The sequence below is a fragment of the Methylophilus sp. E2MeOHC9 genome, assembly GCF_058744375.1.
Genome location: NZ_CP196024.1, coordinates 2,099,208 through 2,124,187, shown reverse-complemented (window position 1 = coordinate 2,124,187; position 24,980 = coordinate 2,099,208). Strand labels below are relative to the sequence as shown.

Below are 24,980 nucleotides of genomic sequence, written 5' to 3'. Positions count from 1 at the left end.
TTGCTACCGGACTAGGCTTCCAGAGCTGTTACTCATCCTGTTACAGATGTATCACTTTATTAAGCGGTTGTAACTGTAATATAGATAGAGCGTGATGACAGCCAGCCAGTTTCGGGTTTTATTCATGGGCCAGACAAGGAATTTTTCCGAAAACTTTGTTGAATTGCATTTCTTTTGTATCATGCCTGCATTGGAGGACACGTCCTAGTGTGATCTTCAGGTAATTGCGGCACCTTCTTTATGATGGTATCGCGTTTTTACTTGATCAAGATGAAGGCAAACACTGGCTGTGCTCAGACCCTGGCATTATTCCCTAGTATTAGATAAAGAGGCTGCTGCCTCTATCCATCAGCAATTGATAGTGCATTTTCGCACCATGATTGAAGGTGGTGCATGGCTGGGCGGCAGCGCACTTCCCAGTTCGCGCGATATCGCGCAACGACTGGGCATCAACCGTAAAACCGTTTCCCGTGTCTACGAAGAACTATCTGCGCTAGGCCTGATTTACACCCAGCCGAAACGCGGCACTTTTGTCACAATCACAGCGCGCGCCAAACATGCTTCCAGCGCCGTGGCGCCAGATTCAGAGGCTTATGCAGCTTCCTTGCACAGGCCACAGGCAGACGCGTTCTCCAACAGCATCCATACCCTGATCCAGAAAACCAGCCTGCACCATATTCGCCGCGCTGCATTGCATATGCATAAACTGCAAGCACATGATTACGACGCAACCGGCCTGTTTAATCTCAAGCATATGCTGGCAAACTTGTTAGCGCACGAGAAACGATTCCTGGTATCACCCGACCATATCGCCTGCGGTAGCTGGCTCGCGCTGCAACACGCAGTCCTCCAGAGCATCAGCCCTGATGACGGTTTATTGCTGGTAGACCACAGCATCAGCCAAACACTGGTCACCCTGCTGCAAAAACAGGGCATACGCGTGATACAACTGGCCGAAACGGCAGGCAATCAGGCGTCCACCTTTGCCGAGCAGATCGAGAAATACTGCATTAACTACCCGGTATCTGCCGTATGGTGCAATACGTCCGCCCTGTTCAATAATGAAAATTACATGGCAGACCAAACCTTACTCGCGCAAAAGCTGAGCGATTATCGCCTGTTATTAATTGATGATCAGCGCAGCAGCTTTCCATTAAGCCAGGAAAGCCCGCCGCCATTAGCCAGCATATATGCCAAAAGCCTCATGCTGGGAAGCCTGTACGGCGACTTTTGCGATACTTTTAACCTTTGCTATGTCGCCAGCAACGAAAATCTCTCCAGCGCTTTCCTGAGTGCGTTAAATGAGCAACACCAGCAAGCTTCCTTACTCAATATGCTGGCGCAGAGTGAGTTAATTAAACGTGGTGAATACAAAAAACTGTTAACGGGCATCCATAGATTCCTGGAAGCCGCTTGATATATGGTGAAAATACCTGGCTAAAATTGGTTGTTAAATACTTAATCATTACAACCAATTGGCTGCAATGAACCACCAATAACTTAGGAAAAACTCCCATTGACACAAAAAATTGTTTTTCCAATCAGCCGCTTGAAAATCAACTTCCCACTGGCACATATCATGCTAATTATCATGCAGGGAGTGAACTATCACTAGGACCGATATGAGCAACTGCAAACTTGCTCCTATCGGGGTAGACGCTCCCTAACTTGCATATCGATCTCATGCAAAAAAGGCACCGCAAATGCGGTGCCTTTTGTCTTTCATGAACGCCCGCTCAACGCAGGCCATTCAACTCAATCTATTACTCTTGACCGATTTGGTACACTTCGTAGCTGGTTTCAACGATCTTACCAGTGGTCGCATCAACTTCCACTTTCACTTCTTCGTTGTCCGCTTCAAGGATATCAAACTCGTAAGAAGCTTTGCCATCCGGCTCAAGTTCGTACTCTGTTTCTACCACTTTGCCTGGATGCGCAGCCAAGGCTGTCGCTTTTGCATCTTCTTCAGATACTTTAGCTAACGCTTTGAATCTTTCGTCATCAGCAGTGACTTCTTCTTCTACTTCAGTGATCTTGCCAGTTTTAGCATTGCACTCGATATCCCAAGCTTTGCCATCATTGGATTGCACGTCAAACTCGTATACCAATTGCTTACGCTCAGATTTGGCTTCAACTTTGACGATTTTGCCATCGTGCTTGGATAATGCTGCTTTTACGCATTTTCCCAGGCTATCGTAGGCTTTAGGTTTGAGGGTTGCGTGGTCAGCAAAGGCTTGACCAGATAATAAACCGCACAGTGCGGCAGTGATAAGTGACACTTTTATTTGCATGTTGATCTCCTTGTTAAATGTCATGATTGAAGTGTGATACTCAAGCTAGGAACTCTTGCATCACGATACATAACGCAAAAAAGGATATCAAAAACAGCATAATCTTTTTAAAAAATTACATCTTGTTAACAAAATGGCTAAAAATAGCCATTTGTCATAATTTTTAGGCGCTGGACTATACGGCGACTGGCGCCTTGATAGCCGGGTGTGGGTCATAGCCTTCCAGCGTAAAATCTTCAAAGCGGAAAGCAAAAATGTCTTTCACCTCAGGATTAATCCGCATGGTCGGCAAGGCACGTGTTGAACGTGACAATTGTTCTTTCACTTGATCCATATGGTTGTTGTAGATATGCGCATCGCCAAGCGTGTGCACAAAATCCCCCAGTTGCAATCCACAAGCCTGCGCCACCATCATGGTCAACAGCGCATAAGAGGCAATATTGAACGGCACGCCGAGGAAAATATCTGCGCTACGCTGGTATAACTGGCAACTCAATTTCCCATCCGCAACATAAAACTGAAAAAAAGCATGGTTATGTTACATACCAGCATAAATCCAAAATCGATTCGGTCAACTAAATGCGATCCATTAGATTTTACAACGTTACTTATCGATAGCTATCAGTGTTTTTTTATTTATTACGTATTCAACTCTGAATTATTATCGATAGTTTTTATTTCACGGTATTAGCTTACGAAACACTCTATTAAGATTTCCTATGAAACTTGCGTTAGAACTTATCTATACAAAAGTTTGATTTTTATACTTTGAAGTGCCAAATCCCATCGAAGCTAACAAGCCTATATCTTATCCAAATAAATAATCGCCGTACTTGCTTTAATCTCAACCCAACACACTAGAACCGAGTTCACGCCACATCAACAAGCTAAATGCGTGCTTCTGCAATCTTAACTTCTTAAAATTGGGTATTAAGATCCTACAAAATGCCACATTTAAAGTTACTGATGAGAATGAGCTATTAGGAAAAGCTTTCGGAAAATGCTTTTTGCAAACGAGCAATTAAATCCACCACAGGATCAATAATTTTATGAGCTTTTTTTGACGATGGCTTAATCTCAGAAGCCATCTGCAGCTTTAGGTCTATGAGCTTTTCAAATCCCATAGGTAATTCAATTTCTGAATATTTTGGGATGGCGATGCGAGTTGCTGATTGTACAAATTCTTTATTTTAGAAAATAGAGAGTCACCTCTCAAAATCATCTTCTTCACTAGTCAAATTTTTAGTATCAGAAATTAGATTAACTTCATCAATTTCATTTTGAATTATAGATATAAGTTCTTCTATCGAAAGATCGTTGTCTGCGTTTAGGAAAGCTTGAATAACTAACGTGGCTGGGTGAATCCCAATAATCTCGGCTAGGTGGGCGATTTTATCCAGTGTTGGTGATGAGTTCCCGGATTCCAGATGGCGTATGTAGGGTTTGGTTGGTCCGAATTCCCTGTAGGTGCGGCCTTTAGCAATTCGAAATTTTCTAAATGCGCTTCCGAACGCTTCCTTTGTATTCATACAAACCCCGTAGTAGATACGAGCAGTATAAATGTTATTGCCAAACTTCAAAAATTATGGGGATAATATATTATCCAATTTAAAGGTTATGCAACATGTTCTTCTCAAATGCAGAGGTTTTCAGGAAAACGCCAGACAAGAAAAAGCTATATGGTCCAGTCCTCGCAATTGACAGCAACATGCCGTGGTTCTGGGTCACCGGGCCAAAGCGTTCAGAGTCCAAATCTGGTCTTCCAGGGGGTCTATTGCTTATCGCAGACATACATACGTTGAAAGATGCCGTGACAAAGCTTTCAATAGACTCCGTCAGGGCTAACTTGCCTTCGCTTAACAATTCATTTGGACCTACTGAAACCCGAGTCAAAAGAGTATTGATTGGAACCTATCGTCACGGAAAAGAGCTTAGTGAAGTGATTAAGATCGTCATGAACGATGACCGAGTGGCTTACTACGATAAGAAAAATGCATGTTCAAATTATGAAGAATTAAAGTTCAGTGATTTCATAACACTGCATTAGTGATTGGGTTTAATTCGCAATTTTTGTTAAGTATACAAACAAGATTTTTATGAGAAGAAAAACAATCGATATTGCTGTTCAGGCAGCTGTACATAATGAGACTCAGAGATTCGAAAAGCGATCTAGTGACGTTAGAAGCCGTGTTGGGCCTACGCTTAAAGGACTTTACTTTCCAACAAGATTTCTTGAGCCGATTAGACATGAAATCGACCCAGGGAACGAGCTATTAATTGAGTACCCCCAATTTGAGGAGGTAATTGATCACATCAAAATGGAGGCCATGCTTTCTAAAAAATTGAACCGGGCATTCCAATTAACACCACTGCTTCTGCTGGGAATTCCAGGCCTGGGCAAAACACATTTTATCGGCGCTATCGCCAAAAGACTTCGTCTTCCATATTTCCAAATTGATATAGCAAATCTGACTGCCAATTTCCCAATTACAGGGGGATCGATGCAGTGGGGAGAAGGCGAACCTGGTTACATCAGCAACTTTCTGGCTAGGTCGCCCGTAGCTAATTTTATTGTCACATTAGATGAGTTGGATAAATCAAATGGTGGTTCACGGTTTGACCCCTTGTCGCCCTTCTACTCCCTGCTGGAACGGCACACTGCCAAGACATTTCGAGACGAGGCATTTAATTTCCACATGGATGCAAGCCACATCATTTGGGTTGCTACTGCCAATGATGTAAGAGGCATACCAGAACCTATTCTTTCCAGATTTAAGGTGTTTGAAATCACTCAGCCTTCGCCAGAAAAGATGATTGGTGTCATTGAAAGTATTTATAAAAATCGTAGAGCGGATTTCGGATTACAGAAATTAAACTCAGATAATCTCTCAGACGCAGTCAAAGAAAGGCTTGCAACATGCACCCCTCGGGAAGTGGGAATTGCACTTGATTTTGCAATCAAAAAGGCACTTTTCAATGACAGGCGCAATGTGGAGTTAGATGACTTGCCAGTTGAGTCTAGAAAGGCTCGTCGTGTCGGATTTTACTGATGAAAAGGGAAACTTTTTAGCAGGCAACTTCGTTCAGTCAGTTTGTGAAAATACTGATATAGGCATTTCTAAAGCTCGGTATTTTGAATTCCAGGAAGGCTGGAAACAGGTCTTCGAATACTTCATACAACAGGTCGATGAATGTAGTTTTTATATTCATTCTGCAAATGATCATTTGGATTTTTTAGACATTCAGGTGCATTTCGGCGATGGAAAGTATGCGAATCAAATCTACTCTGCTCTGATCGAAGCAAGAAAAATCTCAATGGAGATTTGTGCTCAATGTGGTGGTGGCAAAAGTAAATCTCATCGCGGCAAGCTTTGTAACAAGTGCATTAAAGGTGGACCAGGGGCAAAACTCACAGGCACCTGGTTAGATGAGTATTAGGATATGAAATGACCACTGAAAAAAGCAATCCATCTATTGGGGCCATGTTACCCACATGTCTTGAGGACATCATCAAAATCAACAAACATCTACTTCAATTCGAGCGGGCGGCTTTAGATTCACTAACCGATCTGAGTATGTCATTTCCTATCACAAACTTGCAGGGAATCTTATACGAGGCTTTTTTATATAAACGAATTTTGCCAGAGCAAAATCAAGAGGCAGTCTATTTGGTTGGATTTAAACAATGTGATGTTAATCACGATGTTGCATGGCATACATCTTCAGTGAAAGGCATTGATTTTGAAAACAATGTTGTGCTCACGAATTCAGGGTCACATTATTTTATTCAAAGCCTAGCAGAAGGTGAACCTCACTTGAAGTTGTTGCTAATGATTTGCTATATGGCGCATCGAGACGGTTGGGGAAACCGATTCGGAATCGCTCCAATTTACTACTAGAGTATATATGCCATCAGCTACAGCCTTGCATATCGACTTCAACTCAGCTCCCAAATCACTGAATCAAATAATTACAAAAAATGGCAATGAGATGTTTCTTGAACTGCTAGATCAGCTCTCTCCATTGTTCTGGGTCAAATTTCCGGAAGACTTTGATGCAGTTGTAGAGCTTGATGAGGCCATTATTTACAAAAGAATGATTCCGATGCGGGATGAGGAAACCGCATATTTAGTAGGCATTAAACACTATGGTGACGAAATCACATCCATACATACTATGCCGATCACTGCGATTACTAAGTATGAAAACAAATACATTGCGGCAACGCTTGATGGTAAGGCTTTCATGACCAGCAACTTGTGCTTTGGGCAAATTCACCCAATTCTTCTCGTCACTATTTGCCAGAAGCTGAATGAAGAAGGACTCGGTGACAAATTTGGAGTGCCTCAATATTTTTAGACACTCACAACTTAATTCTTAGATATGACCAAAATAGGCAATTGATACATGGATAAAGCTGAACACTTTGAAAGCATTCGCCATTTGATACCTAAGAAATTGGGCGACGTCGTCAAGAAGAATAGAAATATATTCAAACTCGAACATGTCACGCCCGAAGACCTAAGTTCATTGAGCGCTGCACTTCCGATCACGAACCTTAAAGGCATCGTGAGGATAGGTTTTCTTTATAAGTGTGTAGCTGAAGATCCGATTCCTTTATCCGGAATATTTTTGATTGGGCATCGGGTAGGTTCAGATCAATACAGCGCCGTAAACACCTCAAGAGTAATTGCTTATGACGCGTCCACGAACGTTGTTTTGACAAAGTCAGGGTCGCATTACGTTGTTAATGAATTAATCACCGGTGAGCCCGGGGAACATATCCTGCTGCACATTTGCAATCACTTCAACATTGGATTCTTGGGTAAATTCTTTGGCATACCGCTATTTCAGTTTCGCGTTAGGCCCAAAGCCAACTAAATTACATTTATTAGACTTAAGAATTATGAAAATTCATGTGATCAGCGACTTACATCTTGAGTACGCATCATTTTATCCTTCAAAAATTGAGGTAGATGTTGTCGTTTTGCCAGGAGATATTTGGACTGGAACTCAGGCAATTCCATGGGCTAGAAAGACCTGGCCAGGCAAACCAATCGTCTATGTCGCTGGCAATCATGAGTATTACAAACGGGACATGATCAGCACTATGTTCAACCTTAAACAGGCTGCGCTAGAACATCATGTTCATTATCTAGAAAATGAAGAGGTAATCATTGAAGGGGTTAGGTTTTTAGGCGCCACCCTTTGGACGGATTTTAAACTCTTCGGAGAAGAAAATCTTTCTAAATGCTTAAAGATCGCAAATATGAGGCTCAATGATTTTCGACTCATAAATGTTGATGGTCTCCGCTTTCATGCTGAAGACTCAGTCGAGCTTCATAAGATGAGCGTTGAGTGGCTCAATAACAAACTTATTCACGAACCGTTCAAAGGAGAGACAGTTGTTGTTACGCATCATTCGCCGAATTGGGGCTCGGTTGCAGAGCGCTATCAGAATGATTTGCTTTCAGCTTGCTTCTCTTCAAAACTTGATTACCTTATGGGATATAGCAGGCTTTGGCTACACGGCCACACACACGATAGCTTCAACTATGAGATCAATGGCACTAGAATAGTCTGCAATCCCCAAGGCTATGTTTTGGGTCGCATTGAGAATATAAATTTTGACCCTGAATTAGTCATTGAGATCTAACAGTGAAAATAGAAAACTTTGTGGAATGCTCCGGTAGGTCTGGATGAAGTTATTAGGTAACATCGCAAATTGTTGAGACTAGGAATTGCTTCAAATTGAGAACTTGAATCCTCCAACCCAGATATGCTCAGCGAGAGTTTTAGATGGAATAATAACCAACAAAAACTGAGGGCTGCACTTAGCAGCCCTCAATGTATGCAAAGTGGTAAATGATTCTGTACTATCTGATCAAACCGCATTAAGCATTGATACTCATTGGCCTTCTTTGTTCATTACGGCTTTAGATTGAAGGAATGTCTGCGACTGAACAAACCCATCAAAGCCAACCCGGCAAGGACCATAGCGTATGTATCAGCCTCTGGTACAGGGGTTACGCTGAAAGTCAAAACTAAACCAGGATGGATAGCACCGAAAAATAATTCAGAATCACCATTTGGGGTACGTGATGTCAAAGTACCACCAAACGCAAATAAACCATTCGCCGCCTTGATCGCATTCAGACCATCTTGATTGAAGTACAACTCGAAGTTGGCATACTCTGGAAAATCAGAAGCATTTGCACTGGCGTATTCGACGCCAGTTTGTAAGTCATCGTAGATGTCGGTACTAACATCACCAGAAACCAAACTACTAACAGTATGTGTGACATCGAATAGCTTGAAAACCAATTGATTAGTTGATGTGTAACCAGCAGCATTGTCGAAAACCAAGCTGGCGGATTTCAAACCAGTTAAATCAACACCGCTCAAGTCGAACACAAAGTAATTATTTCTATTCCCTTCATCAATATACAAACTGGTTGAAAAGTTACTACCATCTGTATAGTAAAAACCTTGAGCTGCTGATGCAAAACCAATTGTTTTTTCTGTAACAACTGAAGCTGTATCAAAAGTTGTTGCACTTGCATCAATACAAAAGGTCACGGCTAGTGCCGCTAATAATCCACCAAGAGATTTCATTAATAGATCTCCTTTTCACGACGGCGTGAGATCAGGCTTACCAGTCCCAGTCCTGCCAACAACATTGTGTAACTATCAGCTTCAGGGACTGCAGTCACTGTTTCTGAAAATGTTAATCGAAGGCCATAACTAAATGGAGAGCTCGGGTTTTCATTGTCACCAAACATGAATGCGACTCCGCCTGTTTGTGAAGTCAATGCGCCTCCAAAGGCAAACAAGCCGGTAGTGGCTTTAGCTGCCTCGATGCCCTTCTGATTGAATGCCAACACAAGATTATCGTAACGACCTGGATTATTTAGTTCGAGACTTGCATAACTTACTCCTGATCCCAAGTCATTGAACGCTGAATGTTGGCCAGTTCCACTCGCACGCAGGCCATTGATGTTTGTCGTTACGTCATACAGTGAATATGCAAGATGACTCTCTGGGCTTAAGTTCCAGACGTTATTTGCATACAACTCAGCTGAAACCAAGTTGGCCATGTTTAGCCCGTTGAAATCAAATACAAAGAAATTACGTGATACGTTAATTGAATCTTGCTGAATATAAATTGAAGTTTCGGTAGAGATGTGACCTGCGTTTACAGAGCTATAGGTTCCACTGTCCAATGGTTGAAGATCTACCGTTGTGCTTGCTGCTTGAGCACTCGCTTGAAAAGAAAATGCAGTAACAAGTACTACTCCCAAATTTTTAAAAATACCGCTCATCTCTACCTCTCAGTTATTGTTAGTAATCTCAACGCAATATGTACGCCAAGGAGTACATTATATAGGTTTTACTTAAAATGTACGCTATAGCGTATAGTCCGATTGGGTAGTCGCTGGCTTCATTAGTCCTCTAAAGAGGACAGGAAAATGGACTTCAACAAAGCGTTGGGTAAAGCATTAAGCGGACTACGGAAAAGCAAGAACATAACTCAAGAATCCATTAGCGGATTTGCGAGTCGATCTTATCTATCTGAAGTTGAAAACGGTAAGAAGGAAGTTTCGGTCGCAAAGATCAATGAATATGCGGCTGCAATCGAGGTGCACCCATTGACCATATTGACGCAGGCATATTTGAATTTGAATCCAGAGATTGATATAGATAATTTGCAATCACTTATAAAAAGCGAATTGTCATTCGATACTGGGTTGGAAAAACTTTGAATCTAGAAAACCAATGTGCAGTAACTACGAACCCATAAAACATACTCAATCAAACTGGGTTAGAAATAATCTTGGATGCGAACTTCCTCAAGTTGAATGGAAAGAGCACGTCTTCAAGTACCATCTGGCCCCATTCGTCTTCCTTGAGGATAGCGTCATCAGATGTGAGTTAGGCCACTTCGGCTTAATTCCAAGATGGACTGATCCGGAAGAGCGATCCGCATTCGCGCAAAAGACTCATAACGCCCGTACAGAGACAGTTGAAATTCGAAAGTCCTACCGGTCGCCCTGGAAGCAAAGAAGATTTGGCTTGGTGCTTGCTGACTGCTTTTATGAGCCGTTGTATGATGTATCGGGTAAACGATCCAAGCCCACACCCATATACCGATCTGATCGAGAACCTACAGCGATAGCATCAATTTATGAGAGTTTTACAGATGAGGGTACTGGTGAGATCATTCGGTCTTTCTCCATGCTCACTGTAAATGCCGATATGCATCCCTTGATGAGCCATTTTCATAAGCCCAATGAAGAAAAACGCTCGGTGGTAGTCGTTGAAAACGCTGATTTACTTCATTGGCTTAATGCTACGCATGAAGAAGCCAGAGACCTCCTAAAATTAAGCCCAGATGGCTATTTAGATGCAGACCTTACTGAGCCAAATAGTAATCAGCTATCCATCTTTTAGAGTATGCCCTTAAGTTAGGTGGATAACAATTTGAAGATTGCCACTTACAACATCAATGGATCAATATGTGCTATTTGCTTATGATTTCTATGCATATCTGGAAGTAGACGATCAAACTCCGTTTTCACCACCTGGTAACATTCACAGACCGTCTTTTCAAGCTTGGGTCGATCGAGTACATGTATGTGCCCCCTCGAATACTCAATCATTCCGGCACGTTGTAACTTTCCTGCGGCCTCAGTGACCCCTTCACGACGCACACCAAGCATATTCGCAATCAACTCTTGCGTCATGAGAAGATCATCTGCAGATAATCTGTCCAGACTCAGTAATAACCAACGACACAATTGTTGCTCTATGGAATGATGCCGATTGCATACAGCAGTTTGAGTCATTTGTGTAATTAAAGCCTGCGTGTAGCGTAAGAGTAAATGCATCATCGCACCGCCACTGTTAAATTCCATTTTTAACAGGCTGGACCGCATCCTATATCCATAGCCAGCGCTTTGCACAACAGCACGACTAGGCGTGGTTTCGCCCCCCATGAATAATGCGATTCCCAATACGCCCTCATTACCTACGACTGCAATCTCAGCGGATGCACCGCTGGCCAATACATACAATAAAGAGACAATAGAGGTGGTTGGAAAGTAAACATGCTGCAACTGTCCCCCAGACTCATATAACGTCTGCCCCAATGGCATAGCGACGTACTCAAGCATAGGAAGAATTCGTGTGTAATCGGCTTCTGGCAGTGCTTGCAACAGATGATTTTGTTGTGGCGAGGGTAGATCTTCCATATTCTGTTTTTCTTAGTTAATCATTAGCTGAGGCGAGCCTCTCAAAGAGATAGCTACATTCACTGCCGTCATGACGCTTTCCATATCCAAAAAATCTTCACTCAATATTGCTTGGTGATCTCCAGTTGGAGTATGAATAACAATCGAATATTTAGGTTTTGCAAGATGCCAAAGTAATCCGCTAAATACGATTGAAAGGAGACCAATTGGAGGCCCGAATCCACTAGCAAATAGAAGGGCTAGTCCTCCAAACAAGGAAACTCTGGCAAAGCCCAATGGGCGTTTAAGCATCTTGGGTTCAATTGAAGTGATGCTTTTAAGAGATATAGCTTTACCGTTAACAATAAGCTGACTGTAACTTATGATCACTCCCAGATGACTGAAGTAAATAGAATCTTCCATAAATCATCCAAGTATTTAACTTAAAGTTAGACGTCATTCATGAGGAAATTATTGGTTAACTACTATAGGGTCTGCCCAATGCCCTTGGTTATAAAGGGCTTGAGCTGATTGAGTAGCTGAAGAACTGTCATATCATCCGCGCAGAACATTTACCAACAAAGCCATAACATGAGGCATGGAAGATTCTCTCGCTAATGTTCAAATTGTTATATGAGATTTAATACGAGCATAGCCCATATTCACTTTCATGTATGTTCGGTATCGCACATATAGGCATCAACTTAAGCAAGTTACATAGGCCTTTATAAATCCTCTTTTATTCTGATGTCCAATGGACGTCGGGTGCGCCTGTTATATTCGGTGGAAGTTAGGACTGTAAACGTTTACTTTCCCATATCATCTTTTATGTCTTTTAACCAATCTAGAATTTGGTTTTCTACATCAGCCGTCGTATGTTCGTAACTTTTTTTCATTTTGTGCTCAGAAGATGGGTCATTTTCTTTATCGTACTTTGGTTGGGTTAACGGTTTGCTATGCCGTTTCTGCCGAGGGCCATTATCAGACATTAAAAAACAAGCAGTAGTGTTTGCAGTATTCATGTTGGTAACCATCCATTTCACAAAAATTCAATGACGTGCTATCCAAGCCTAGTCAATAGCCCAGCCACTTTCCGTCTGTTAGCGCACAATACAATTGATTCACCGTACACTAAGTTACTTAACAGACAGACTTCGCAAGGACGATATGAGTAAATGAAACACAAGTGACTGGCTACTCAGGTTTTTAACAATCCAATGTACAAAGCAAGTGACATATTCCAAAGGAAATGAACATGTATCTACGTTATATAGTATCGATTGTATGCCTGTGCCTGGCATCTACCACAGTAAGTGCTACTGTATTAACAAAAAAGGAAATATCTAAATTAGAAGAGTCCATTACATTTGAATATCGACAAGGCCTGAAGGTTTGTGACACATTGAATTGGAATGAAAGCGATGTGTGCACTGCACAAGCAAACTCTAAACGAGATATTGACCGGGCTGAGCTGAAGGCAAATGTGAATCCTACGGCAAAGTCCCGCTATGCGGCATTGATGGCTCATATGAATGGTAACCACGAAGTTGCCATCATAAAATGTGATGGTGTTGCGCTTAGCGATAAAGTGGCCTGCTTGAGTGACGCTGAAGGCGCCAAAGAAATTGCATTACAAAAGGCAAACAACTTCTGGGGTAAGTTAATTCAATAAATATCAACCGGCCTGTCTGGCTGAAATTATCAGTAATCAGCCAGTAGCCCACCTTAACGAAAACAGCAAGTCAGCCTACATCCACATCCATTCGCCCCTACAAATATTGATGTGCTACACATTAAATGCTTTTCAGCCGACTTCCATGAATTAGCTCTCTTGCCTCGGTAGTGTTTAATAACATTTAAACATCTCATTTAGATTATTTTCTGGTTTACAAAATAGCTTTCCCATAAGTGTCAAAGCGTACAGAGATTTATGCGTGATAAGACAATACTCTCGCCTCTTACCTTGGAATTAGGGAATCAATATGACAAAAATTCATTGTGTGACTGTTGGAGTGTTTGCTAACCATGACAATGCAGAGACTGCAGTTAAGGATTTAGAGAGAGCTGGCTATAACATGAAAAAACTATCCATCATTGGCCGTGGTTATCATAGTGAAGAAAACGTTGTTGGTTATTACAACGTTGGCGCTCGGATGGCTCATTGGGGCAAGAACGGATTATTCTGGGGTTGGGTATGGGGAGTCGTTTTTGGATCTGCATTCTTTTTTATCCCCGGTATTGGCCCCGTTATAGCGGGTGGCCCAATCGTTAGTTGGCTTTTGGGTGCCTTGGAGTCTGCTGCAATCGTCGGTGGCTTAAGCACACTTGGCGGCGCACTTGCGGGTATAGGCATCCCTAAAGATAGTGTACTGATGTATGAGACAGCGATCAAGACAGACAAATTTGTTCTCTTGTTACATGGAAAGTATGAGGATGCTGAAAAAGCTAAGAGTATCTTGATAAAAAATAATGCAGAAAATACAGACTCACATGAATTTTTATCAAAAACATATGCGCATTAAGTTTTCATTTTATTAATGAATCAATCAAATTAAAAACTAGAGGAACCATCATGACTTTCAAACATATATTAAGCCTTCTGTTAACAGCCGGCCTCATCTTTTCTGCATTAGGATACACAGCCGATAGAGACACTCATGAAACTAATACTTACGTAAAAGATTCAGTGATCACAAGCAAAGTCAAAAAAAATCTAGCTGAAGAAAAATTATCGAACTTGGTAAATATCAGGGTTGAAACAGATGGATCTGGTGAGGTGACATTAAAAGGGAAAGTGACGACTCAAGAGTTAGCGGATAAAGCTATATCGATCGCACAGGCAGTTGAAGGAGTTAATTCCGTAAAAAGTGAGCTGAAGATAGTGCCAAAAAAGTAGAATTCACAGCTCGAAAAATCAGATTATTTATATAAATGTGGCACGCACCTCCGTGCCACATACTTACTGCAGATATAGCCAGATTATCTATTTAGTAAATTTCATAAGGTAAACGACCATCCCAGCCAAGTAAATATTACTTGAATCAGCAGCCCCAAACTTACTGGCTGCCAAAACTGTCTAGTACCTTTCATAATTGCCATAAAAGCTTTGGTGAGTGAGTTGACTGAGAATGCAACCAGGATCGGAATCACCGCACTGCTTGTAGCCAACTTACCTGTCGCCACTAATGTTGCCACTGCGACCGTCGGTGCGTGCACATCGGCTAAGCCAGTAACAGCTGAAATAGCAATTAAACCTGCTAGACCAAACCAGTCTTTGATTACAGATGAAATTATCAGCACTATTGCAATCATTGAAGCCAACAATAGCGCAGTCGTTGGCCTAAACATTTTAGTTGGCTGAGTGATCATGTCGGATGTATTTTCATGAAATGATTTAATGCTCATTAATAACCCATAGACGGCTATTGATATTCCACTAAAAAGTAGTGGCCATGCGAGTGCAAGAAACGTGGGTGGGTTTACGAGAAGAAGAAGTATGGCCAACAGCAAAACGGTAGCGAGGCTTGATAATGTTGCACCTGCAATCGCACCACTCATTAAAGTCGGTGTTTCTATTGCACGCTCAGCCATGGTCGTAACGGTAGCGATGCTTGAAATGAATCCTGATAACAACCCGACGATTGGTAGGCCTATGCGCTCACCTAGCACTCGTAATAAAACATGACCGAGTGTTCCAACGACCATGACCAAAATGACAATCAGCCAAAGGTTTCTGGGATTGATTGCGTTAAATGGCCCAATAAAATCATTGGGTACCAAAGGCAAAATGATTACTGTTGATGCTGCTAGAATTAAAAAGTCGTTTAACTCCTCCCTAGACACAATACTCAATATAAAACCATGAATAGTGTCTTTTGCAGCGAGTAAAATTGCCATCATAACTGCAATTGATGCAGCCAAGTCGGGTGCACTTATGCATAGACCGCCTAGGATCACAGAAAGAATTAGGGCTATTTCAGTAGTAATTCCCGGATGTTCGGTTAATTGTTTGTAGTATGCAATTGCTGCAAACACTAATACACATAATATAGCTACAACAAAAAGCCAAAAGTGAATAAACGCTGTCACCGCTCCTAACAGTGTTGCAATCGTAAACGTGCGTATTCCCTCGGAAGATTTGCCTAACCCAGCACCTTTATTTCTCTCTCGCTCAGCCCCAATAAGTAAACCGATACCCAGGGCAATAGTAAAGTTTAAAAAAACCAAGCTATCAAAATTCATCAATTTTTCTAGACTTCCATTTGTTTTGTACTGTTTGTTTAAGATTTCGACGTACCTTCGTATTTAAGATACTTACATTAAGAATAGGAAGCTTGAGATGAAATGTCGGTATGGTGGCGTACATAGTGAAATGTGAATTATGCGTGACTTTTAGTAACTAGCGAACTGACATGTGTGCGGTATAGCACAGCAATAATCCAGCAAAAGTGCAGAATTGAGATTTATTACAACATAGGTCGCGGCATGCTGATTAACTTGAAGTCTTTGGTCTCCTATCGATGCGATATGCGTGAGCGATGTAGGTGGACATTCCATGAAGTTTAAGGATTATTACGAAGTTTTGAATGTTGCAAAATCTGCAACTGACGTTGAAGTTAAGGCCGCCTACCGCAAACTGGCTCGTAAGTATCACCCCGATGTTAGTAAAGACCCGAATGCCGAGGACAAATTTAAAGAGCTAGGCGAAGCTTATGCGGTACTAAAGGACCCTGAAAAGCGTGCAGCCTATGACCAAGTTGGGACGGGTTCTAAGCATGGACAAGAATTCACTCCTCCACCAAACTGGGATGCAGGCTTCGAATTTAGCGGAAATGGTTTTGGCAATAATTCTAATACTTACAATAGTGAGTTTTTTGAGGAAATTTTTGGGCGCCAAGCCAGAAACCAACAAAATCAAAACAATCATGCAAAAGGACAAGATCATCACGCAAAGGTCATGATTGATCTGGGTGACTCATATTCTGGTGCCAAGAAAAGCATTTCGCTTAAATTGCCAGTTCAAGACGGTAGCGGCCGCATGGGAATGCAGGATCGAACACTAGATGTGACTATCCCCAAAGGCATTTACGCCGGTCAGCATCTTAGATTAAGTGGTCAAGGATCACCTGACATGGGTACAGGCAACGCCGGGGATTTATATCTGGAAATAGCATTCAAGCCAAATGTACGATACCGTACTGAGGGTCGAGATGTCTACATGGATTTACCTGTCACCCCATGGGAGGCGGCTCTAGGCGCTACCATCAGCCTGCCAACGCCAGATGGCTCGGTCGAGCTTAAAATCCCCCTCGGATCAAATTCCAACCGTAAATTGCGCCTCAGGAAACGAGGTATCCCTGGAGTGGAGCCCGGGGATTTATATGTTGTAACGACAATTGTTACTCCCCCTGCGGATACTGAAGAAGAAAAAGCAGCTTATATTGCCATGGCAAATGCATTTCATTTTGATCCCAGACTGCACTTTCAGGAAAAGGTATGACTATTTTTAGTGTACGAAGCGTAACTTCCATGGTCGTTGAGGATGAAATTCAAATGTCGTTGATTGAGTTGTGCAAGGCTGCGAATACTAACATTCCACTTGTTACTGAATGGGTTTTAGAGGGCATACTCATCCCTGATGGACGTTCTCCAGCAGAATGGATATTTAGCGGAGATTCACTCAACCGTGCAAAAAAAGCGATGAGATTGATGCATGATCTTGAGATAAATACATCTGGCGTCGCCATGGTAATTGAACTGTTAGATGAGATATCCCGGCTGAGAAGAAACTGACTCGGTTGATTTCTACTTTAAATCAAGAAGAACTGAAATTACTTCTGCAAGCAATTGAATATGTGGACCAACGCACAGAAGCCTAAGCTAGATTGGCTCATGATTGAACTCCTGCAATTGATTGGAATAAATATTATGAAAACAGATACTCAGTTAAAGCACGATGTCGCAGCAGAGCTCAAGTGGGATAGCTCAGTAAACGAAAATGAAATTGGTGTTGAGGTTAAAGATGGCATCGTCACCTTATCTGGGCATGTAGGTAAGTATTCAGAAAAGTGGGCGGCAGAGCGTGCTGCACAAAAGGTTCAAGGTGTAAAAGCATTGGCAATTGATTTGGATGTCAAGTTATTAGGGGCTAATAATCGAAATGATACTGACATTGCACGCACTGCTAAAAATGTTCTCGACTGGACGACAGACTGGCCAAAAGATCAAGTAAAGGTGATGGTGGAGGACGGCTGGATTACTTTAACAGGTCAATTGGACTATGAATATCAACGTCAGCGTGCATTCTCTAACGTGCATTATTTAATGGGCGTTACCGGTGTGAGTAATCAAATTACGCTAAAGCCATTTTTATCAAAGAGCAGTGTTCAATCAGTGATTGAAGCAGCCTTAAAAAGGAGAGCTTTGACAGACTCCCAAGAAGTAGTGGTAACGGTCGATGGTGACAAGGTTAACCTTTCTGGCGTAGTACATAGTTGGTCAGAGCGCGATATGGTCAGTGACTCTGTACGCAACACTCCGGGCGTTTCCGAAGTTAGCGACAATATCACTGTTGCATATTAACTTTCAAAAGTCACAAAAATCTCCCTTATAAGTCGCTATAAGCGGCTTTTTTATTGCTTATCAGGTGCTGCTTTGAATAGACGTCTTATATCTGAATCTGTGACGCCAAAATCAGACTTCTCTGACAGTGAGTGAATATACGGTTTGCCTACACTGAATTAACGGTTGGAGTATGTATGCACAAAAGAACAGCTCGAAAGCACCACGAATTTGCTCTGATAGATAAGTATTGGCGTGCCGCTAATTACTTATCAGTGGGACAAATATACTTGTATGAAAATCCCCTTTTAAGACGATGTCTAGAAGCCAGTGATGTTAAACCAAGGCTACTTGGACATTGGGGAACTACGCCTGGCTTAAATTTTGTATATGCGCATTTAAATCGAGTGATTAAACACCATGATCTCAACATGATATTTGTCACAGGGCCTGGTCATGGAGGGCCCGCAGTAGTAGCAAACACTTATCTAGAAGGTACATATAGCAAGGTTTACCCGGAAATTCCTCAAAACGAACAAGGCATCCAAAAACTGTTCAAGCAATTCTCTTTTCCAGGAGGCATCCCAAGCCATGCTTCGGCACAAACGCCAGGGTCAATAAATGAGGGGGGAGAATTAGGCTATGCTCTGTTTCATGCTTATGGGGCAGCCTTCGATAATCCTGGATTAATTGTTGCCTGTGTAGTTGGCGATGGCGAAGCGGAAACCGGTCCTATGGCTACTTCATGGCATTCAAACAAATTCCTCAACCCAAAGACTGATGGAGTTGTACTGCCAATTTTGCATCTGAATGGTTTCAAAATTGCCAACCCTTCGATTCTAGCTCGTATTGGTCATAATGAATTAAGGAAGCTATTTGAAGGTTACGGCTATAAGCCATATTTTGTTGAAGGCGATCAGCCTGAGGAAATGCATCGGTTAATGGCAAAAACTCTGGATAAAGCGATATCCGACATCCAGGCAATTAAGAAGAAATCAAAAAACGAAGATTCACCCAAACGGCCATCTTGGCCTATGATTGTTCTACGCACACCAAAGGGCTGGACTGGTCCGGAACGAGTAGATCATAAACCATCGGTCGGCTCGTTTCACTCGCATCAAGTCCCATTCAGCGAGGTCCATGAAAATCCTGAACATCTCAAACTGCTAGCAAATTGGTTAGCGTCCTATAAACCTGAAGAGCTTTTCGACAATGAAGGAAAACTGTTTGATGAGATTGCATCAATGGCCCCTTCAGAGCAGCGCTGCATGGGCGCTAATAAGCATGCCAATGGCGGGATCCTTTTAAGAGAGCTTGATCTACCGGCCTATCAGGATTATGCAGTTTCCATTAAAAAACATGGTGCTCCCTTCATTAGCTCTACTGGTGAACTGGGTAAGTATTTGGCAGCTGTCATGCAACGCAATCAGGGGCATTTCCGGGTCTTCTGTCCAGATGAGTTACTGTCCAATCGATTGGGCGCACTCTTCACAGTTACTGACCGCCAGTGGATGGGTGAAAATCACCCCAATGATGAACATATGTCTACCCAAGGCGGTGTAATGGAAATCTTGTCTGAGCACGCCTGTGAGGGATGGCTGGAGGGTTATTTACTGACTGGAAGGCATGGTTTATTCGCCTGTTATGAGGCGTTTATCCATATCATTGATTCCATGCTGAACCAGCACGCTAAATGGTTGAAAGAGTGTAGGGACATTCCCTGGCGTGAACCTATTTCCTCGCTCAATATCCTGCTCACTTCTCATGTCTGGCGCCAAGACCACAATGGCTTCTCTCACCAAGACCCTGGTTTTATGGATCATGTCGCCAATAAGAAGCCGGAAATTGTGCGCATCTATCTTCCGGCAGATGCAAATACCTTGATTACAGTCGCGGATCATTGCCTGCGTAGTCGCGATTTGATCAATGTGATTGTGGCTGGCAAACAACCTCAGCAACAATGGCTTGATATGGAGTCTGCGACTGCACATGCCAAAGCCGGTGCAAGTATTTGGGAATGGGCAAGTAATGATGATGGAAATCCTGATGTGGTCATTGCCAGTGCAGGTGAAATTCCTGCTTTGGAATCACTTGCTGCCGTATCAATTTTGAAAAAACATTTGCCTCAACTCAAAGTACGTTATGTCAATGTTGTTGACCTCATGAGCCTGCTGCCGAAAGAGATTCACCCACATGGATTAAGTGACCTCCTTTTTGACGATTTATTTACCACAGACAAACCGGTGATCTTTGCTTTTCATGGCTATCCCGGATTGATACACCGTTTTGCTTATAACCGCACTAATCATGACAATTTCCATGTGCATGGTTTCCAGGAAGAAGGGACCACCACCACGCCGTTCGATATGGTAGTGCTTAACAGACTGGACAGATTTAATTTGGTAAAAAGTGTTTTACGCAGAATGCCAGATCCGGAAAGTTACACCGAACTCAATACGCTCATGGAAAGCAAGCTGTCAGAGCATAGCCTGTACATCGCAGAGCACGGGGAGGATATGCCAGAGATTCAAGAATGGATATGGGAAAATTAAACCCGAATGTGCTAGCGATTAATGCTGGCTCTTCAAGCCTAAAGGCTAGTTTGTTTAGCGAGAATGGTCCACGCCAAGATTTTCGTTACCACGTCCAGGCCTCAGCAGACCATCAATTTTTAAAGGATGCTTACAAACAGCTCTTTAGTGATATCGAACGGGTAAATGTTGATATTGTTGCCCATCGCTTTGTGCACGGGGGCGATATCCCAGAAGAGTACCGACGCTTGAATGATCAAGAGTTTGCGCGACTGAAAAGCATTATCCATTTGGCGCCATTGCACTTGCCAGCCAATCTGCTCGGAGCCGAGATCTGCGCTAGGCATTTTAATGGCCCTCAGATCGCCTGTTTTGATACAGCTTTTCATCATCACTTACCCGCCATTGCCAAAAGGCTCCCGATTCCATCGGCTGAAAATATTCATCGGTTTGGTTTTCATGGAATCAGTTACGCATACCTTGTGAGCAAGTTACCCTCGATGATTCCACCCAAAGCCAATCAAAAAGTGATTCTTGCTCACTTGGGGTCAGGCTCAAGCTTATGTTTAACCATTGACTCCAAATCGGTGGATACAACTATGGGATATACACCTTGTGGAGGAATACCCATGGCCACCAGGTCCGGGGATTTAGATCCAGGCGTAATGCTTGAGCTGGCTAAGCGCTATGATCACGCATCTCTTTCCGATATGGTAAATCATAAAATGGGCCTTATATCCCTTTCAGACGGGGAAAGTAGTGATATCTCAGAACTGATAGTAAGTAAAACTGAAATGGCCCAATTTGCGGTTGATTACTTTTGCTATCAAATTACCGGCGCAATTGGCAGCTTGGTTGCAAAAGCGGGTGGCATTGATGCTCTAGTTTTTAGTGGTGGCATTGGTGAAAATTCATCAACCATACGTGCCAAGGTTTGTGCGCCTATGGAGTTTCTAAATCTGAAAATAGATCATCACTTAAACTCAGTTAACGCACACATTATCAGTACGGCAGAGAGTCTACCTATCTTGCGCATATCCACCGATGAAGAATTAATGATGTTCACTTATGCAAAAGAATATATGAATGCATTTAACCGACTTATCTCGAAGGTATTTTTGAGTTGATTGCAGGTCGAGGAATGAGAACTTTTGCCAGCTTTATCCTCAATGCCTCATTCCAATTGGTATAGTCAGGACTTAAGAAATTACGCTGCATGCCCCAAGCTTGATTCATGACATCGGAACCAGATCTAATTGTCCGTCTCGTATATTTTTTATTGATTTGATCTACTACATTCATTAGTGATTCTGACTTAGGCTTTTCTTCAGAAAACCCGAATAGATCGGTTTGAGCACCTGGCTTTGGAACGGTATCTAAGAGCATGACACCACATTTCTGGAAGTACACATCATGTCTGTAAATCTCCTCCATGAGTTCCAGAGCTGTGTTTGTGATTTGCAGCATGCAATTAGTAGATGCCGGAAAGCCTACCGAACCATGGCCAGGGTAAAACTCTGCTTGATCGTGTGGACTGTTCTGAGCAAAAACATACACACCATTGGCATAAAGGCCTTTTCCCCGCATACGCTCAGCTGCTTGGCCAGCATGGAATGCTACAGCCTCTCTCATTGCTTTAATGGTAGAAATTCGCTCGCCGAATGACCTTGAGCTCATGACTTGTTTGGCTTCAGGGAGTTCTTCTTGAAGATCAATCCAAATCTCACCACTAAGCTCTCTAACAGTGCGCTCAAGAATCACACCAAACTTATCGCGCACTCGTTTTGGATCGGCTCTTTTCAATCTCAATACTGTTTCAACACCAACGTCATACAATTTCTCTTCTAAGCGGTTTCCCACCCCCCAAACGGCCTTAACAGGCAGTTTATCTAATATGGCATCCACCTCAACTTCGCTAAGGCTAGTCAGGTCGCAAACACCATTCCAGTGCGGCTGTTTTTTTGCGCAATAGTTGGCCAATTTTGCAAGGGTCTTGCTATATCCGTAGCCCACACAAATGGGAAGCCCAATTGAGTCTTTTACGTCTTTCCTGATGGTTTGACCGTATTCTGTGTAGTTGACATTGATCCCCGTCATTTCTAGGAACACTTCGTCAATTGAATATTTCTCTGCCAACGGAGAGTACCTACACATGATGATATAAAAGCGATCACTCATGTCCGCGTACATTTCATAATTGGAAGAGAAGACAACCGTACCTACAGCTTCAGCAAGCTCTTTCATCTGGAAATAGGGCAGTGCCATTGGAGAATCTAATAACTGTTTGGCAAGTCTGTTTTGCGCGATGATACAACCATCGTTATTTGAGAGGACTACGACTGGTTTACCCCAGATGTCCGGCCGAAATGCCTCTTCGCATGAGGCATACATATGATTCACATCTGCTAGCGCAAAGACACGTTCAAATGTACCTATTGATGCCATGCTCTACAACACCCCATATCATCAGCTGTTGCCCCTCAGTTAGCTCAATTGGTAAGTAATCCATGGCCTTGTTGTTGGATAAAAGGCGAATAACCTTTCCCCGTTTGTAGAGTTCACTAATCACGAATTCATGATCCACTACAGCGAGGACAATATCGCCTGTTTTTGCTTTCGATGCTTTTGCTCTATTCACAAGCACCTTAGATCCAGGAAGAATTCCAACATCAATCATGTTGTCCACATCAATTTGAACAACAAAGGTTGCAGGTGGATCTTTGATCAGTTGCGCATTTAAATTTAAAGCCTTGCCTTCATAGCCTTGAACCGCTGGACTAAAGCGGGGTTGAACAGATTTGCCTGCCATTTTGTACTCCTAATGACAAAACAAATTGATTGAAGGTTGAACATTAGTTAGAGCTGATTGATGTTGTATATTCATAGTCTGTTGCCTTTGCTCTATACAACAATCGCTCGCCATCAGTTGTTTTTTCTTCTGTGAACTCGAAGAGCGCACTGGCTGTTGCTGCTGATTGTAATGATTCGAATTTGAAAGTATTGAAGAAACTATCTACTTCCTCCATGTACTGCTTTTTCATGACGTCGCATGCTGTTTGAAAGACGGCCCAGCCATCTCTGTCTCTCTTAATACCTGAATACCATTCGAGGAAATTAATCGGAGTCGAATTTTGAAGCCTAATAGTTTCCCACTGCCGGGCGCCTTCCGCTGATGCCCACCACTCACTTTCAACCTGAGAAGATTCACTTAGTAATTGAACAATCTGATTAAGATTTTGAATCTCTTCGTTGATTTTTTCATGTTGAGCTTCAAGCTCTTTCACCATTTCAGTCAGCATCGAAGCATCGGCGAAATCAATATTTTCGAAGTAATGATGCACAAGACGATTTCGGTCATCCACAAAGGCATCAATCGTTGCTCTTCTTTGTTGCACATATTCGGCAGTAGTTTGCAGACTGAATCGCCATCTTAGTTTCATCTCATTTGTGACCTGAGATTTAATCTGATCTTCGGACGTGAAATACAACCCTTCAAGTAACCAACGCATGAGTGTGCCCATGGTTTGTTTATTGAAAAAGCTTTGATGCTTGGCCAGTTGATCAGGCCATTCATTTTGTGGGCCTGTCAGCTCAAGAGTGATAGACGCATTCAGAAATTTTATCTGCTTCTCTATTTGTTGATAAAGATAGGTGCTTTTACCGACTGCTTTGAATATCTGGTCACGTAGAACAGTTAATTCAGGACTTGAAGCTGGAAACTCACTCATTTGAATCTCCTAAAAGAACCCGTCACTACACCCCAGATTTCAAATTGCATCTGCTTTAAGATCAGGATGGGCTGGTATTTGCCTGATGAGTTTGCCGGCAGTAATTTGGGATCGCCATTTTTCTGTTTGGCCAATGTCTTGATAGTGAATTCGCCATCAATCATCGCTAATACAATATCACCGATGGCCGGCAGTTGTGCTTTATTAACGACCGCTTTGTCACCTGGTAACAAACCAGCTTCAATCATGGACTCACCTTGGATAGTGACAATGAAAGTACTGCCTTCTTTATCAATCAAATAACGGTTGGGGTCCATGTGCTCTTCCACATCCGTATCTGCGGGAGCGGGTACACCAGCAGGCACCTTGGACTGAAATAAAGGCAGACTGACTTCCTTAAGCTGTGATGAAAGTTCAGTAAACTCACCAACACTGTCCAAATTATCTTTGAGCTCAGCTAGTCGCTGCTTCTTGGCATAGGCATCCAGAAAGCTGCTAATGACTGGCTTTTGGCTATTTGGTACACGCATTACGGACGTGTCTTCTCTAAAAGGTCCAGAGCCAGACTTGCGTCCTGAGCCTTCTCTTTTACCGCCATTTTTCTTGTCTTCATTTTTCATGGAAATTATTGTAACAATA

Annotated in this window: 31 protein-coding genes and 1 pseudogene; 18 read left to right on the top strand and 14 right to left on the bottom strand. The window is 42.5% G+C overall.

The features are described from left to right. Positions 1–289: 289 nt before the first annotated feature. The gene (locus tag ACSSVF_RS10305) at positions 290–1,417 is read left to right on the top strand and encodes a GntR family transcriptional regulator (protein ID WP_492403346.1); all 1,128 of its coding nucleotides are present in this window, start codon (positions 290–292) and stop codon (positions 1,415–1,417) included. A gap of 346 nt (positions 1,418–1,763) precedes the next feature. Here the strand turns inward: ACSSVF_RS10305 and ACSSVF_RS10300 are convergent, their stop codons facing one another. The 4 genes and pseudogenes from ACSSVF_RS10300 to ACSSVF_RS10285 form a co-directional block, all read right to left on the bottom strand. Continuing rightward, positions 1,764–2,291, bottom strand: a complete 528-nt coding sequence (locus ACSSVF_RS10300) for a PepSY domain-containing protein (protein ID WP_492403344.1) — start codon at positions 2,289–2,291, stop codon at positions 1,764–1,766. Between the two features lie 175 nt (positions 2,292–2,466). Then, a pseudogene (gene thyA, locus ACSSVF_RS10295) lies at positions 2,467–2,823 on the bottom strand (thymidylate synthase); the annotation flags it as partial. 448 nt (positions 2,824–3,271) lie between these two features. After that, positions 3,272–3,415, bottom strand: a complete 144-nt coding sequence (locus tag ACSSVF_RS10290) for a hypothetical protein (RefSeq protein WP_492403342.1) — start codon at positions 3,413–3,415, stop codon at positions 3,272–3,274. An 81-nt stretch (positions 3,416–3,496) separates the two neighbouring features. Next, positions 3,497–3,820, bottom strand: coding sequence for a helix-turn-helix domain-containing protein (locus ACSSVF_RS10285; protein WP_492403340.1), 324 nt, complete (start codon positions 3,818–3,820; stop codon positions 3,497–3,499). Between the two features lie 95 nt (positions 3,821–3,915). Here ACSSVF_RS10285 and ACSSVF_RS10280 point away from each other — a divergent pair, with 95 nt between their 5' ends. From ACSSVF_RS10280 to ACSSVF_RS10250, 7 genes are read left to right on the top strand one after another with little or no spacing between them, the layout of a single operon-like run. Next, positions 3,916–4,338: a hypothetical protein gene (locus ACSSVF_RS10280; protein WP_492403338.1), complete on the top strand. Its 423-nt coding sequence runs from the start codon at positions 3,916–3,918 to the stop codon at positions 4,336–4,338. Positions 4,339–4,387: 49 nt separating this feature from the next. Continuing rightward, positions 4,388–5,341 (top strand): AAA family ATPase, encoded by a 954-nt coding sequence (locus ACSSVF_RS10275; protein ID WP_492403336.1) that lies wholly within the window; start codon positions 4,388–4,390, stop codon positions 5,339–5,341. Further along, positions 5,325–5,729 carry a hypothetical protein gene (locus ACSSVF_RS10270; protein WP_492403335.1) on the top strand — a complete coding sequence of 135 codons (405 nt, stop codon included), beginning with the start codon at positions 5,325–5,327 and terminating at the stop codon, positions 5,727–5,729. The genes ACSSVF_RS10275 and ACSSVF_RS10270 overlap by 17 nt, the downstream gene beginning before the upstream one ends. An 8-nt stretch (positions 5,730–5,737) precedes the next feature. After that, entirely contained in the window at positions 5,738–6,190 is a 453-nt protein-coding gene (locus tag ACSSVF_RS10265) for a hypothetical protein (protein WP_492403333.1), read from the top strand. A 7-nt stretch (positions 6,191–6,197) separates the two neighbouring features. Then, positions 6,198–6,650 (top strand): hypothetical protein, encoded by a 453-nt coding sequence (locus ACSSVF_RS10260; protein ID WP_492403331.1) that lies wholly within the window; start codon positions 6,198–6,200, stop codon positions 6,648–6,650. Positions 6,651–6,698: 48 nt separating this feature from the next. Then, the gene (locus tag ACSSVF_RS10255; protein WP_492403329.1) at positions 6,699–7,172 is read left to right on the top strand and encodes a hypothetical protein; all 474 of its coding nucleotides are present in this window, start codon (positions 6,699–6,701) and stop codon (positions 7,170–7,172) included. 25 nt (positions 7,173–7,197) lie between these two features. Next, positions 7,198–7,947, top strand: coding sequence for a metallophosphoesterase (locus ACSSVF_RS10250; protein ID WP_492403327.1), 750 nt, complete (start codon positions 7,198–7,200; stop codon positions 7,945–7,947). 272 nt (positions 7,948–8,219) lie between these two features. Here ACSSVF_RS10250 and ACSSVF_RS10245 read toward each other — a convergent pair whose 3' ends face one another. Both ACSSVF_RS10245 and ACSSVF_RS10240 read right to left on the bottom strand, forming a co-directional pair. Then, entirely contained in the window at positions 8,220–8,906 is a 687-nt protein-coding gene (locus ACSSVF_RS10245) for a PEP-CTERM sorting domain-containing protein (protein WP_492403325.1), read from the bottom strand. Beyond that, positions 8,906–9,613: a PEP-CTERM sorting domain-containing protein gene (locus ACSSVF_RS10240; RefSeq protein WP_492403323.1), complete on the bottom strand. Its 708-nt coding sequence runs from the start codon at positions 9,611–9,613 to the stop codon at positions 8,906–8,908. The genes ACSSVF_RS10245 and ACSSVF_RS10240 overlap by 1 nt, the downstream gene beginning before the upstream one ends. Before the next feature lie 147 nt (positions 9,614–9,760). Between ACSSVF_RS10240 and ACSSVF_RS10235 the strand changes: the two genes are divergently transcribed. Together ACSSVF_RS10235 and ACSSVF_RS10230 are read left to right on the top strand one after the other, a co-directional pair. Further along, positions 9,761–10,054, top strand: a complete 294-nt coding sequence (locus ACSSVF_RS10235) for a helix-turn-helix domain-containing protein (RefSeq protein WP_492403321.1) — start codon at positions 9,761–9,763, stop codon at positions 10,052–10,054. 13 nt (positions 10,055–10,067) lie between these two features. Beyond that, complete coding sequence (locus ACSSVF_RS10230) at positions 10,068–10,742, top strand: SOS response-associated peptidase (RefSeq protein ID WP_492403319.1); 675 nt, start codon at positions 10,068–10,070, stop codon at positions 10,740–10,742. Between the two features lie 44 nt (positions 10,743–10,786). Here the strand turns inward: ACSSVF_RS10230 and ACSSVF_RS10225 are convergent, their stop codons facing one another. The 3 genes from ACSSVF_RS10225 to ACSSVF_RS10215 all read right to left on the bottom strand — a co-directional run bounded on the left by ACSSVF_RS10225 (position 10,787) and on the right by ACSSVF_RS10215 (position 12,543). Beyond that, positions 10,787–11,542, bottom strand: coding sequence for a Crp/Fnr family transcriptional regulator (locus tag ACSSVF_RS10225; RefSeq protein ID WP_492403317.1), 756 nt, complete (start codon positions 11,540–11,542; stop codon positions 10,787–10,789). A gap of 12 nt (positions 11,543–11,554) precedes the next feature. Further along, positions 11,555–11,944, bottom strand: a complete 390-nt coding sequence (locus ACSSVF_RS10220) for a DUF6232 family protein (protein ID WP_379034235.1) — start codon at positions 11,942–11,944, stop codon at positions 11,555–11,557. Between the two features lie 383 nt (positions 11,945–12,327). Continuing rightward, entirely contained in the window at positions 12,328–12,543 is a 216-nt protein-coding gene (locus ACSSVF_RS10215; RefSeq protein ID WP_379034237.1) for a hypothetical protein, read from the bottom strand. A gap of 233 nt (positions 12,544–12,776) precedes the next feature. On the opposite strand from ACSSVF_RS10215, the gene ACSSVF_RS10210 reads away from it, so the two are divergent. From ACSSVF_RS10210 to ACSSVF_RS10200, 3 genes are all read left to right on the top strand, one after another. After that, positions 12,777–13,193: a hypothetical protein gene (locus ACSSVF_RS10210; RefSeq protein WP_379034239.1), complete on the top strand. Its 417-nt coding sequence runs from the start codon at positions 12,777–12,779 to the stop codon at positions 13,191–13,193. 310 nt (positions 13,194–13,503) lie between these two features. Next, a complete protein-coding gene (locus tag ACSSVF_RS10205; protein WP_492403314.1) occupies positions 13,504–14,043 on the top strand; it encodes a general stress protein in 540 nt (179 codons plus the stop codon). A 50-nt stretch (positions 14,044–14,093) separates the two neighbouring features. Continuing rightward, the gene (locus ACSSVF_RS10200) at positions 14,094–14,417 is read left to right on the top strand and encodes a BON domain-containing protein (RefSeq protein WP_379034243.1); all 324 of its coding nucleotides are present in this window, start codon (positions 14,094–14,096) and stop codon (positions 14,415–14,417) included. 101 nt (positions 14,418–14,518) lie between these two features. Here ACSSVF_RS10200 and ACSSVF_RS10195 read toward each other — a convergent pair whose 3' ends face one another. Continuing rightward, the gene (locus tag ACSSVF_RS10195; protein WP_379034245.1) at positions 14,519–15,763 is read right to left on the bottom strand and encodes an MgtC/SapB family protein; all 1,245 of its coding nucleotides are present in this window, start codon (positions 15,761–15,763) and stop codon (positions 14,519–14,521) included. Positions 15,764–16,076: 313 nt separating this feature from the next. Between ACSSVF_RS10195 and ACSSVF_RS10190 the strand changes: the two genes are divergently transcribed. The 5 genes from ACSSVF_RS10190 (at position 16,077) to ACSSVF_RS10170 (ending at position 21,740) form a co-directional block, all read left to right on the top strand. Continuing rightward, entirely contained in the window at positions 16,077–17,021 is a 945-nt protein-coding gene (locus ACSSVF_RS10190) for a DnaJ C-terminal domain-containing protein (RefSeq protein ID WP_492403311.1), read from the top strand. Beyond that, complete coding sequence (locus ACSSVF_RS10185) at positions 17,018–17,314, top strand: chaperone modulator CbpM (protein ID WP_492403310.1); 297 nt, start codon at positions 17,018–17,020, stop codon at positions 17,312–17,314. The genes ACSSVF_RS10190 and ACSSVF_RS10185 overlap by 4 nt, the downstream gene beginning before the upstream one ends. Positions 17,315–17,413: 99 nt before the next feature. Then, positions 17,414–18,103: a BON domain-containing protein gene (locus ACSSVF_RS10180; RefSeq protein ID WP_379034251.1), complete on the top strand. Its 690-nt coding sequence runs from the start codon at positions 17,414–17,416 to the stop codon at positions 18,101–18,103. Between the two features lie 176 nt (positions 18,104–18,279). Then, the gene (locus ACSSVF_RS10175) at positions 18,280–20,634 is read left to right on the top strand and encodes a phosphoketolase family protein (protein ID WP_492403308.1); all 2,355 of its coding nucleotides are present in this window, start codon (positions 18,280–18,282) and stop codon (positions 20,632–20,634) included. Beyond that, a complete protein-coding gene (locus tag ACSSVF_RS10170) occupies positions 20,622–21,740 on the top strand; it encodes an acetate/propionate family kinase (RefSeq protein ID WP_492403307.1) in 1,119 nt (372 codons plus the stop codon). Before ACSSVF_RS10175 ends, ACSSVF_RS10170 begins: the two co-directional genes overlap by 13 nt. Here ACSSVF_RS10170 and ACSSVF_RS10165 read toward each other — a convergent pair. From ACSSVF_RS10165 to ACSSVF_RS10150, 4 genes are read right to left on the bottom strand one after another with little or no spacing between them, the layout of a single operon-like run. Then, on the bottom strand, positions 21,715–23,058 hold the full coding sequence (locus ACSSVF_RS10165) for a Y-family DNA polymerase (RefSeq protein ID WP_492403305.1): 1,344 nt from the start codon (positions 23,056–23,058) through the stop codon (positions 21,715–21,717). The two genes, ACSSVF_RS10170 and ACSSVF_RS10165, sit on opposite strands and share 26 nt — an antisense overlap. Next, on the bottom strand, positions 23,036–23,422 hold the full coding sequence (locus ACSSVF_RS10160; RefSeq protein WP_444700560.1) for a LexA family protein: 387 nt from the start codon (positions 23,420–23,422) through the stop codon (positions 23,036–23,038). The genes ACSSVF_RS10165 and ACSSVF_RS10160 overlap by 23 nt, the downstream gene beginning before the upstream one ends. A gap of 43 nt (positions 23,423–23,465) precedes the next feature. Further along, positions 23,466–24,341 (bottom strand): hypothetical protein, encoded by an 876-nt coding sequence (locus ACSSVF_RS10155; protein WP_492403304.1) that lies wholly within the window; start codon positions 24,339–24,341, stop codon positions 23,466–23,468. Further along, a complete protein-coding gene (locus tag ACSSVF_RS10150; protein ID WP_492403302.1) occupies positions 24,338–24,961 on the bottom strand; it encodes a LexA family protein in 624 nt (207 codons plus the stop codon). The genes ACSSVF_RS10155 and ACSSVF_RS10150 overlap by 4 nt, the downstream gene beginning before the upstream one ends. Between the last annotated feature and the right edge of the window lie 19 nt (positions 24,962–24,980).